Annotated in this window: 7 protein-coding genes and 1 pseudogene; 4 read left to right on the forward strand and 4 right to left on the reverse strand. The window is 60.3% G+C overall.

The annotated features are described in order from the left end of the window. Nucleotides 1–58: 58 nt before the first annotated feature. A complete protein-coding gene (locus tag NCR39_RS23355) occupies nt 59–967 on the reverse strand; it encodes a LysR family transcriptional regulator (RefSeq protein WP_250454463.1) in 909 nt (302 codons plus the stop codon). Between the two features lie 107 nt (nt 968–1,074). On the opposite strand from NCR39_RS23355, the gene metE reads away from it, so the two are divergent. After that, nucleotides 1,075–3,366: a 5-methyltetrahydropteroyltriglutamate--homocysteine S-methyltransferase gene (metE, locus tag NCR39_RS23360; protein ID WP_250454464.1), complete on the forward strand. Its 2,292-nt coding sequence runs from the start codon at nt 1,075–1,077 to the stop codon at nt 3,364–3,366. A 338-nt stretch (nt 3,367–3,704) separates the two neighbouring features. On the opposite strand, the gene NCR39_RS23365 is transcribed toward metE, so the two are convergent. Both NCR39_RS23365 and NCR39_RS23370 read right to left on the reverse strand, forming a co-directional pair. After that, nucleotides 3,705–4,106, reverse strand: a complete 402-nt coding sequence (locus NCR39_RS23365) for a VOC family protein (protein WP_250454465.1) — start codon at nt 4,104–4,106, stop codon at nt 3,705–3,707. Nucleotides 4,107–4,396: 290 nt separating this feature from the next. Then, on the reverse strand, nt 4,397–5,842 hold the full coding sequence (locus NCR39_RS23370; protein ID WP_250454466.1) for a DEAD/DEAH box helicase: 1,446 nt from the start codon (nt 5,840–5,842) through the stop codon (nt 4,397–4,399). A 181-nt stretch (nt 5,843–6,023) separates the two neighbouring features. Between NCR39_RS23370 and NCR39_RS23375 the strand changes: the two genes are divergently transcribed. Together NCR39_RS23375 and NCR39_RS23380 are read left to right on the forward strand one after the other, a co-directional pair. Beyond that, a complete protein-coding gene (locus tag NCR39_RS23375) occupies nt 6,024–7,724 on the forward strand; it encodes a S10 family peptidase (protein ID WP_250454467.1) in 1,701 nt (566 codons plus the stop codon). 41 nt (nt 7,725–7,765) lie between these two features. Further along, nucleotides 7,766–7,903, forward strand: a complete 138-nt coding sequence (locus tag NCR39_RS23380; protein ID WP_250454468.1) for a hypothetical protein — start codon at nt 7,766–7,768, stop codon at nt 7,901–7,903. A gap of 606 nt (nt 7,904–8,509) precedes the next feature. On the opposite strand, the gene NCR39_RS23385 is transcribed toward NCR39_RS23380, so the two are convergent. After that, the gene (locus tag NCR39_RS23385; RefSeq protein WP_250454469.1) at nt 8,510–9,817 is read right to left on the reverse strand and encodes an SBBP repeat-containing protein; all 1,308 of its coding nucleotides are present in this window, start codon (nt 9,815–9,817) and stop codon (nt 8,510–8,512) included. Between the two features lie 1,068 nt (nt 9,818–10,885). On the opposite strand from NCR39_RS23385, the pseudogene NCR39_RS23390 reads away from it, so the two are divergent. After that, nucleotides 10,886–11,407 (forward strand): annotated as a pseudogene (locus NCR39_RS23390) (IS66 family transposase); the annotation flags it as partial. Nucleotides 11,408–11,691: the final 284 nt, after the last annotated feature.

Raw genomic sequence — 11,691 nt, forward strand, 5'->3', positions numbered from 1 at the left:
TGTCTGTGCGCGCGCAGACACAACGGCGCATGATTTCGTTTCGATTCCATCGGCATCACTACCGACGCAACTTCGCGCCCGTCCCGTCCGATTCCCGCGCGGCGTCCACGAATGCCGTCAGATATTCGATCTCGTCGTCGGCTTTGCGCGTGCCCAGGAAAATCTGCTTGTCGATGCCCTTCTTGCCGAGTTTGAGCGGCGTGAGCGGCATCGAGCTTGCGTATTCTTCGGCGAGCCAGCGCGGCAGCGCGGCAACTCCCCGCCCGCTCGCAACCATCTGCAGCATGATGTCCGTCGTCTCGATCACCTTGTGACGCTTCGGCACGACGTTGGCCGGCGAAAGAAATTGCGTGTAGATGTCAAGCCGGTCGGTCTCGACAGGATACGAGATCAGCACTTCGGTCGCGAGTTGTTCAGGCGTGACATACGGATGGTTCGCGAGCGCATGACCATCGGCGACCACCAGCACCTGCTCGTAATCGAACACCGGATTGAAGCGTAATTCGGCATGCTTCAGCGGATCGGGCGTGACGAGCACATCGATCTCGTAACCGATCAGCGCGCCGATTCCGCCGAACTGAAAGCGCTGCTTCACATCGACGTCGACATCGGGCCAGCGCGCGAGGTAGGGCGAAACCACCTTCAGCAGCCACTGATAGCACGGATGGCATTCCATCCCGATGCGCAGCGTGCCACGCTCCCCTTGCGCATATTGCTTGATGCGCACTTCGGCAAGCTCGAACTGCGGCAGCATGCGATTCGCCAGGCCCAGTAGATACCGGCCGGCCTGCGTGAGCCGCATCGCGCGGCCTTCACGCGTCCACACCGGCGTGCCCAACTGCTGCTCCAGCTTCTTGACCGCGTGACTCAACGCCGACTGCGTCAGGTTGAGTCGCTCGGCGGCGGCCGTGAGCGAACCGAGACGCTCCACCTCCCGCACGACCATCAGGTGACTGCGCTCCAACATGAGTCGCGCTCCATGAACAAAATTGATCCTTGCATGAAATTAATCCATTTTTATTCATGCATGGATGATCTTATCATCGCTTCCGGATACCTCTCAGGACGGCACACATGCTCACGACGCACAACCTCGGATTCCCGCGCATCGGCGCAAAACGCGAACTCAAATTCGCACTCGAAACATACTGGAAGAACGAGTCCTCGCGAGACGATCTAGAAGCGGTCGGCGCGCAATTGCGCGAGCGGCACTGGAAGGCTCAGGCGTCACTGGATTTCGCACCGGTTGGAGACTTCGCGTTCTACGATCACGTGCTCGACATGAGCTTCATGCTGGGCAATCTGCCCGAACGCGTGCGTGGTTTTCATGGCGATTCGCTCGACAACTATTTCCGCGTCGCGCGCGGCCGCTCGGCGCAGGGTTCCGCGGACCACAGCGGATGCTGCGGCGGCGTGGCGGCCGGTGAAATGACGAAGTGGTTCGACACCAACTACCACTACATCGTCCCCGAGTTCGACGCGAACACCCAGTTCTCGCTCGATCCATCGCGTCTGCTCGAACAGCTCGATCAGGCGCGCGCGCTCGGCGTGAAGGCCAAGCCCGTCGTCATTGGCCCGGTCACCTATCTGTGGCTCGGCAAGGCGAAGGACGACTCGGACAAGCTCGCGTTGTTGCCGCGCCTGTTGCCGGTCTACGCGGCGTTGCTCGACTACTTCACTGCGCACGGCATCGAATGGGTGCAGATCGACGAACCGGTGCTCGTCACCGAACTCGATGCAAGCTGGCGGCAAGCATTCCGTACTGCGTACGAGGCGCTGTCGGAGCGACGCGTCAAGTTGCTGCTCGCCACTTACTTCGGCAGATTGGAGGACAACCTGCAGCTCGCCTGCAAGCTGCAGGTCGACGGCCTGCACATCGACGCCATCAACGCGCGCGACGAAATCGTCGAGGTCATCGAGCAATTGCCGGCGACGTCGGTCATCTCGGTCGGCGCGATCAACGGCCGCAATATCTGGAAGACCGATCTCAACGCAGCGCTGGACTGGCTCGAACCGCTGTATCGCACGCTGGGCGAGCGGCTATGGATTGCGCCGTCGTGCTCGCTGTTGCACTCGCCGGTCGATCTGAACAGCGAGCAGAACCTCGACGCGGAAATCCAATCGTGGCTCGCATTCGCCATGCAGAAGCTCGATGAACTGAGCGTGCTGGCCGGCGCGCTGAACCATGGCCGCGCATCGGTTGCCGATGCGCTCCGTTCCAATGCGAAGGCCATCGAGAGCCGACGCACTTCGCCGCGCGTGCACAACCCTGCGGTCAAGGCGGCGGTCGCGGGCATCGATGCATCGCTCGGCAAGCGCAAAAGCGGCTACGCAGAGCGCGCGAAAAAGCAGTCCGCGATGCTCAAGCTCCCTCCGTTCCCGACCACCACGATCGGCTCGTTCCCGCAGACGGGCGAGATTCGTCACGCCCGCAGCCGGTTCAAGGCGGGCGAACTCGATCAGGCCGGGTATCGGGCGGCGATGGAGCAGGAAATCGCACGGGCCGTCAAAGAACAGGAAGCACTCGGGCTGGACGTGCTCGTGCATGGCGAAGCGGAACGCAATGACATGGTCGAGTACTTCGGCGAGCAGCTCGACGGATACGCGTTCAGCCAGTTCGGCTGGGTGCAGTCGTACGGTTCGCGCTGCGTGAAGCCGCCTATTTTGTTCGGCGATATCAGCCGTCCGAAGGCGATGACGGTGGAATGGATCAAGTATGCCCAGTCGCGAACCACGAAGCCGATGAAAGGCATGCTGACGGGTCCCGTGACAATCCTGAACTGGTCGTTCGTGCGCGATGACCAGCCCCGCTCGGTGTCGTGTCATCAGCTCGCGCTCGCGATTCGAGAGGAAGTGCTGGACCTCGAAAAGGCCCGCGTACGCGTGATTCAGATCGACGAGGCGGCGCTGCGTGAAGGGCTGCCGCTGCGTCGCGCGCAATGGAACGCGTATCTGCGATGGGCGGTGGAATCGTTTCGTATCGCAGCGAACGGCGTGAACGACGAAACGCAAATTCATACGCACATGTGTTACTCGGAGTTCAACGACATCATCGCGTCGATCGCCGACATGGACGCCGACGTGATCACCATCGAAACCTCGCGCTCGGACATGGAACTACTCGACGCGTTCGACGACTTCAACTATCCGAACGAGATCGGTCCGGGCGTATATGACATTCACTCGCCGAACATCCCGAGCGAGGAACACATCGTCAGTTTGATGAAGCGAGCCGCCGAGCGCATTCCGGCCGAGCGTTTGTGGATCAATCCGGATTGCGGCCTGAAGACGCGTGCATGGGCCGAAGTGATTCCCGCGCTGACGAATATGGTCGCGGCGGCAAAAAGGCTGCGTCAGCCGGTCTGAGCGGTGGTGCTCGCAGTGTGGTCGGCGACCGTCGCAACGTCATGTTGAACGTGCGAACCGACTTCCAAGCGCACGCTGACGCCGAAAAAGCACTCGTGCAGTCCGTTCTCGATGGCGATCATCGCGGTGACGTCACGGGCGTCTCGCCGCCGCGCTGGCCGATTCCAGGACATACGTGCTGGCGTTCGTTTATTTCTGTTGCGCGTGCGCCGTCTACACGCTGACCTTCTGGCTGCCGACGATGATCGAAGGTCTCGGCATTTCCCCGATCGCGACGATCGTCGGCACGGAATCGATCGCGAAAGGCGTTCGCTCTGGACCCGTTTCCGCCAATGGCATTACTCCGCAACGGCCGTTCGGTTGGACAGGTCTTGGCCAAACATCATTCGATGACCGTCCGGAGTGCCCACGAGAAATTCGCGCATGCCGTGCGGTTTGTCGGCCGGAGGTTGCAGGATGATGGCACCCCGAGCGACGAGTTCTTCGTGAAGCGCGTCGGCATTCGTCACGTGGACATAGCCGAAATAGCTGTGGTCGCCTGTTGCCGAAGGCGGCATCGCGTCGGGGCAATGGCCAATCATGACGCGCACCCCTCCTCTCGTCGCCAACTTCCACCCGATGCCGTCAGGCCAATCCAGTCTAAAACCAAGCGCATCGCGAAAGTACGAGGCACTGGCATCGAGATTCGGTACTGCGAGAACGAAAGAGAAAGAACTGAGGTCGGTAAGCGCTTCGGCCATTGCGTCACTCCCTAAAAGTAAGCTCGGCGTGGCATCGCCGTCCGATTGTCGGCGATTCCATCCGGCAGTCGTAGCCCGCAGTCCGAGCAGCGCCGATCCGCAGCCGCGCGTCCTGAGCTTCGGCACCCGACCCACAGCGGTAGTTCGAGACGAGCACGATCGAATACCTCGATGGGACGCTCACTACGCACGACTTCAACGGCTGTGCAGCATGCCTAAGCGTCTCGCTACCCGTCAGCGAGGCGCGAACCTCCCGCCTGTTCCAGGGCCGTGTTACTCGCCCCCACGAATCAGGGTTTGCGTTTGCTCCGCCCGCCAGCGGCTTTGTCAGCCGGCTTACGTCCACCCGTGGCTGGCTTTCCGGCGGCCTTGCCGCGTGGCTTTTGCACGCTGAACGGATTACCGCTGGGCGAGCTTGCGCCGTTACCCGCTGCCACAGCGCGTTCCACTGCAGGCTTCCGATTGTTTTCGCCACTTTGCGGGCGCGGCTTCTTGCCGGGCATCTGCCCGGGACCGGACGCCGCTTGCAGCACTTTAGGTTTCTTGGCCTTTTTGGGTTTCTTGACGATCTGGCCCGTCGCGCTGGTTTGCGGCACGCGGTGCTCTGCTTCAAAACCCGGCTCTTCTTCACGGGGCAGCGTTTGCCGGATCAGCGCTTCGATCGCGGCCAGTTGTGGCGCTTCATCGGCGCATACGAGAGACACCGCCACGCCGCTCGCGCCCGCGCGGCCGGTTCGGCCAATACGATGCACATAGTCTTGCGCCACGATCGGCAGGTCGACGTTGATCACCAGCGGCAGGTCGTCGATATCCAGCCCGCGCGCAGCCACATCGGTGGCGACCAGCATGTCTACTTCGCCTGTCTTGAAGCGCTCCAGCGCACGCAGGCGCGCGGGTTGCGGTTTGTCGCCGTGGATGGTGTCGATCGCATAGCCCGCTTCATCCAGCATGGCGGCCAGGTAATCCACGCCTTTGCGCGTTTTGACGAAGACCAGCGCGTGCTTCCAGTTGTTCTCAGCCACGAGGTGCATGAAGAGCTCGGGCTTGTTTCGTTTATCAACCGTCACCACCCATTGCTCGATCTTGCTGGCCGTCGCATTGGGCGGGCTGACGCTGATATCGACCGGGCTGCGCAGAATGCTCGCCGCCATGGCGCGGATATCATCGGTGAACGTGGCGGAGAACAGCAAGGTCTGGCGTCGAGCAGGCAAGGCAGCGAAGACGGCGTTGAGTTCGCGCGCAAAGCCCAGATCCAGCATGCGGTCGGCTTCATCCAGCACCAGCGTTTGCACTTGATCGAACTGCACCGCGTTCTGTCGATTGAGATCCAGCAAGCGGCCCGGCGTGGCAACGAGCACGTCCACGCCTTTGCGCAGCTTCATCATCTGCGGGTTGATGCTCACACCGCCATAGGCGGCCAGAAATCGCAAGTCGAGGCCTTTGCCGTAAGCGATAAAGCTTTGCAGCACCTGTTCGGCCAGCTCACGCGTGGGCACCAGCACCAGAACGCGCGCGCGGTTGCTGGAGACCGCCGGGCCGTCTTGCACCAGCCGTTGCAACAGCGGCAGCGCAAACGCCGCCGTCTTGCCGGTGCCGGTCTGTGCCGCGGCCATGACGTCCTTGCCGTTGAGCACGGCAGGAATCGCCTTGCCCTGCACCGGTGTAGGTATCTGGTAAGCGAGGTCCTGCAGAGTACGCAGTAACGGATCGATCAGACCAAGCGAGGCAAAAGACACGGTTGTAATCCAGGCTAAATCTGCAATTTTAGCGGTTGCGGCGCTGATTTCGCCGGGCGCGGATCGAGTGGAGTCTCCGCTGAGGCCGGCATCGACGAGAGAGGGCTTTCAGTTGACACATTCCAGCGGATGCAACGAGAATCTGCCCGCGCAGCTAACGTATCGGCCGACGGGAATCGACATGACCCTGCACCTGAATACATCGATATATCGATGGATGCTCGCAGGCGCGCTAGCGCTCGTGTGCAGCGTCGGGACGGCGCCGGCTCTCGCTGCTCCGGCTGCCGCTGACGCGTCCGGACCCGCTTCCGGTGGAGCGGCTCTCAGCCCCGGCAGAGAAGACACAACCCTGCGAAACCGCAACGCCACCACGTCACGCGCCGAGCGGGCGGAACCTCGATCGGCCAGGGCATTCAACGAGTCCGACGACAAACGCGGCGCGAAGGCGGACACGTCGATTCCGATTCCGCCAGAGGTCGCATCGCGCACGCGTCACACGATCCGCGTGGACGGCAAGACGATCGACTACAACGCGACGGCTGGCAATCTGCTTTTGCGTGACCAAAGCGGACGCCCTACCGCGAGTGTCTTCTACGTCGCCTATACGGCCGATACAAAAGACAGTGCCGAGCGCCCTGTCACGTTCTTGTTCAACGGTGGCCCGGGTACGGGCAGCATCTTCTTGCTGATGGGCTCGATCGGGCCGAAGCGCGTAAGAACAGCGAGCCCGGCGGTCACGCCACCGGCCCCGTACCTTCTCGCCGACAATCCCGATACCTTGCTCGACCGGTCCGATCTCGTCTTCGTCGATGCGGTAGGAACGGGCCTGTCGCGACCCGTAGGCCGTGCCACCAACAAGGATTTTTGGGGTGTCGATAAGGATCTGGACGCGTTCGACCATTTCATCGAGCGCTACCTGACTGTCGCGGGGCGCTGGAATTCGCCGAAATACCTGTTCGGCGAGTCGTACGGCACTGCGCGCGCCGCGATGCTCGCGTACCGGCTGAACCAGGACCACATCGCGCTGAACGGCGTGATCCTGATGTCGTCCGTGCTCGACTCCGCAGCATTTTCGCCAGGTTCCGATTTTGAGAACGTAAGCTACCTGCCGACGTTCGCCGCCGTCGCGTGGTATCACGACAGAATTGCACCAAAGCCGCCCGATCTGTCCGCCTTCCTGGCGGACGTGCGCAACTTTGCGCGCGGCCCCTATTCGCAGGCGCTCGCACTCGGCGACACGCTTCCGGATTCCGAGCGCGATGCCATTGCCGCGCGGGTCGCAGCCTACACGGGCCTCGATCCGCAATATGTGAAGGAGACGCATCTGCGCGTTTGGCCGGCGCGTTTTCGCAAGCAGTTGCTACGGAGCGAGTCGCGCACGATGGGCCGCTTCGATGCCCGGTTCGAGGGGATCGACTTCGACGATGCAGGCGAGCGGCCGGAATACGATCCATCGGCGAGCGGCATTTCCAGCGCTTTCGATGCCGCATTCCATCAGCACCTTGCGCAGGACCTCGAGTACAAAGCCGAGGACCGTTATCGTGTCTTCAACGACGACGCGTTGAAACAGTGGGACTGGAAGCACAGGGAAAACTGGGGCGAGGAACTTCAGTTGCCGTATGCGGGCGGCGACCTCGCGGCGGCCATGCGGCGGAATCCGGCAATGCGTGTGTTGGCGCTAAACGGTTATTTCGATCTGGCGACACCGTTCTATGCAACCGAATTCGCGCTGTCGCACCTGAGCCTGGACAGGGCGTTGCGCGAGAACATTCAGATCAAGTACTACGCCACCGGTCACATGATCTATCTGGATGACGCGGCGCTGCACGCGGTAAGGTCCGATCTCGCCCGGTTTTATGATGCCGGCGTTCTGACGAAATAGACGGCCCTGCTGTGGGCGGTGCAGCGAGCACGACCGGCTCGATGACGGCGGACATCATGCGCGAAGCGGCCGACAACGTCACTGGGATGCGCGTGCCACGTGCTGCTCACTGGATCGCCGAGGAAAACCCGGATGCGCTGTTCGACGGACTGAACGTCTTGCTCAGCATCACCGTGTGACAGCGTGAGCCGTCATGCCTGATCCGACACGCGGGCGGCGTCGCAGCCGCTACGAGTCGGCACGAACCCAACCGATGCGTGAGCCGATGATCGACCTCGAGCGATTTCTGGCGGACACCACTGCCAGCGGAAAGATCCCTGGCGTATCGCTTGCCGTTCTCCGTTCGGGGTCGAGAACTGCCGAACATTACTTCGGCCACGCCGCGTTTCGAGGCGATGCTGGGCGACGGCAGCTACGCATTGCTCAGACTCGTCGGCAGGACGGACCCAGTAGACGCTACTCTCATTATTGAGTGGACGCGATGAAGAAGCACAACTCTATGCGCAAGCACTGCTTCGCAACGATGCTCTCGAAAACGACTGCACCGGTGAAAGTCCGTCACGGCCTCTTCAGCCCCTCTTCAACTCGTTCCTCGTCCTCTGTCTGCAAGGAAAGGCCGCGTGCAAGCGCCGAGTGACGTATTACTGCAGATGCTGCGCCACGCGGGGCGCATTTGCTCGAAGGAAGAGACCCATACCCTTCGTCAACGGTCGAAAATTACAACTTCATCGAGACGCGGCCGAGGCCAAGTGAGCGTTAGCGGGAAGATGCTATGTGGAATGGATTTAGTACACGCTGCCAGTCGCCGGATTCATTTTCATTACGAACCAGTTGTCACCCCCATTCGCGCCCGCCCCCCAAACTCCAAGATGTCCCTCAGTCACGCCGGTGACGAACACATCACCTGATGCGTCCATGCCAACGCCGTATCCGACGTCTTTTCCGGGGGCACCTACCGAACCATTGAAGGGACCGGCTCCCATCTGTTTGGTCCAAAGCACCTTCCCGCTGGAATCGATGCCAGCAGCGATAATATTGCTGCTAGTGCCGTTATTCGCTTGGGGGTTTGTTGCTGTTTGCCCCGGCAGCGCGCCAAAGGTAAAACCGGTTATAAATACGGCAGAACCGTCCGGCTTCGCAGCGATGCTATAAGCCTGAGTTCCAAATCCGCAGACCGGTATGCTCGTAGGCCCGCATGCGGTTGTGGTCGATGCCTCCAAAGTTTGAGACCACTGCTGTACACCAGAGCCGTTGAAAAGCGTCACGAACGCATCCGACGACCCGCTGGGCGTATGCGGAGTTCCGGCTTCTGCCAGTTCAACAATCGTTCCGCCAGCAATGAAAACTTTACTTCCGTCGGTTGAGACAGCGATGCTTGTGGGTACTCCGGCCGACCACGTGTTCGTGAAGCCGGCCCCGACATTCTGAATCACAGCCGGCATATAGGTTTCCCATTGTAAAGCGCCGGAACCGTTGAACTTATCCACGAACGGATGATAGTCGGTGCCGCCAGTCAGGTACACGCTTCCACTGGAATCCACTGCGACTCCTATTGCCACGCTGCTCGCAGGTCCAACGTGAGACGGGTCGTTGAAGACACGCTGAAGCAGCCACTGCCGATTGCCCGAGGAATCATATTTGGCAATGAAATAGTTTGTTATGTTTCCGGTGCCAAGGAATGTCTGCCCGGGAAGGCTCGCAGAAGTCTGCCCCACTATGTACGCGTTTCCACTGCTATCCACCGCAATAGCATTCCCTCCTGTAATCAGTGACCCCGTAGTGGCGCCCAATCCATGAATCCACAGGCGGTTGCCGTTTGGTCCGAGCTTGGCTATGAACGCGCTCTCAGCGAAGCTTTCGCCACTTACTCCGCCAGCGAGCGTGGTTCCAACCGCAAAGATGTTGCCAGTTGAGTCAGCAGCGATGCCAGAGACTGCATCGAAACCTGCGTTGCCACTTGGTATGTCGTCAACGCCGCCTGGCAATCCCAAGCCCCACCCCCCTGCATCAGAATGGGCGTCCAAAAGCTGCGTTCCCCATTGCAGGACACCGGCGGAGTTATATTTGGCTACGAACGCGTCACCGGGCAACATTTGGGGTTCTTGTTCCCCCAGAGTTAATTTCGTGAAAGTGCCATCGGTGGACCCGCCAATTATCACATTGCCCTGCTGGTCCGTGGTGAGAGCGAACCCCGAACTTGAGGCCGTATTGAGCGGAGGGCTGTCCTCAGCCGCCGCAAGATAGTCGTACGGCGCACTGTCCTGCTGAATGCCACTCCACGCTGCGGTGCTCGTGGAAGCCGGCGTTGACGCGCCGCTTGGTGCGGAAGCGCCGCTCGGTGTAGACCCTGAACTTCCGCTTCCTGTCGATGACGTGGAGCCGGTTGACGATGAACCGCCTCCGCCGCACGCAGCAAGTATGACTAGCATGAACGCCGCAACAACATTGGCTATTCTTTGTTCACTCATGTCCGCCTCCGTACGTCGTCTGAAACATGATAGGCGACGAGAAGGTGAAGGCAAATCCAAATAACGGTGCGTACGTTCATTCGATGGCCTAAATGCTCGACAATTATTAGCTCTCTGAAATTTGGTGCTTCGGTGACTGTTTGTCTCTATACGGATGCCTAAATTAGCTGTGCCGAAACTTCCGCGTCGATGCCTTTCACTAGGCTTCGACAGAGTTTCTAGATGCCGTGAAATGCATACACCGGACTCTCTCAAACGTAAAGCCTGTTACAGGCAGTTGAAACTCTCAGCAGGTAATTTGGGCGAGAAGGTGAAAACACTGAATTAGTGATCGAAGACGCGGAGACTGAAGCCATGCGCGAACCGGGCGGCTACCTTCAACCGAAGCTTACGAAATCCAAGTCGAACGACCTCGTCCGGGCGCGCCTTCCGCTGCGGGCGATTCGACCGCGGGTGAGCGAGTTGCCCTCGTCCATGAACCGATGTTCTCGCGCATGCACCAAAGGGCAGCAAAAAGCGCATCGGTACCGCGACTCGTCAAAACGCCGCGCATGAGTGTTCGTTCTGGATTCGTGCTTGTCATTGCGTCACTACTCGCCACGCGATGCGCCTCGACCGAGCGGGAAGATGTCGTCACATGGACCAAGCCCCGGATTCGTCGGCGTGCAGCTTCGTCGCCGACATCACATGACGCTTGCACCGGGCAACGGCAAAACGAAGACCGGTCGCCTGTGGATGTATGCACGCGATGATCGTGCATCGGCCGACATGACGCCGTCGGCGGTGTGGTTCGCCTATACGCCGGATCGCAAGGGCATCCATCCATGGCAGCACCTTGAGTCGTTCAGCGGTACGCTGCAGGCCGACGCGTATGGCGGCTATCAGGCCATCCACGAAACGGGGCATGTCGCCGAGGCGGCTTGTTGAGCGCACGCCCGGCGACAGTTCTACGAATTGCACGCAGCGCGCCCCAATGCTTTGAACACTGAGGCGCTCGAACGTATTGGTGCGCTGTATTGGATTGAGGAAACGATCAGCGGCAAGCCGCCCGACGTGCGCAGTATGTATCGCCAGGAGCGTGCGCGGCCGCTACTTGATGACCTTCGCGTGTGGCCCACCTCGACGCTCGAGACGCTCTCGTGCAAATCGGACATAAGTCGTGCGATCCTTTATGCGCTGAACCGATGGGAGGCGCTCACACGCTATTGCGACGACGAGCAGTTGGAGAGCAATTGACTCAGGCGAGCGTGGTCGCCCTTGAATGGGCACTCCAATTCAAAGTGAGTTTAAATTGCTCGGTCGGCCATGCCGAGCGTATCTCGTTGATCGTCGCAATACCAAGTTCAGGTTCAATGCGCTGCTCGGCTTCAACGCTTTCAGAATGCCTCCGTTACGATCTCCGAGAACGAGTTGATACATCGCATTCGAAAAGGCCGATCTACCCTTTCGAAACTGCGCCTCGGAGATACCACTACGCCGGCTATTCGGACGCTAGTGCT

It is taken from the genome of Caballeronia sp. ATUFL_M2_KS44 (assembly GCF_023630965.1).
Classification (GTDB): Bacteria; Pseudomonadota; Gammaproteobacteria; order Burkholderiales; family Burkholderiaceae; genus Caballeronia; species Caballeronia concitans.

Excerpts from the sequence above, each read along its gene's own strand:
- NCR39_RS23355 (WP_250454463.1), bottom strand. The coding sequence starts at position 967 with ATGTTGGAGCGCAGTCACCTGATGGTCGTGCGGGAGGTGGAGCGTCTC.
- metE (WP_250454464.1), top strand. The coding sequence starts at position 1,075 with ATGCTCACGACGCACAACCTCGGATTCCCGCGCATCGGCGCAAAACGC.
- NCR39_RS23365 (WP_250454465.1), bottom strand. The coding sequence starts at position 4,106 with ATGGCCGAAGCGCTTACCGACCTCAGTTCTTTCTCTTTCGTTCTCGCA.
- NCR39_RS23375 (WP_250454467.1), top strand. The coding sequence starts at position 6,024 with ATGACCCTGCACCTGAATACATCGATATATCGATGGATGCTCGCAGGC.
- NCR39_RS23380 (WP_250454468.1), top strand. The coding sequence starts at position 7,766 with ATGACGGCGGACATCATGCGCGAAGCGGCCGACAACGTCACTGGGATG.
- NCR39_RS23385 (WP_250454469.1), bottom strand. The coding sequence starts at position 9,817 with ATGTTGCCCGGTGACGCGTTCGTAGCCAAATATAACTCCGCCGGTGTC.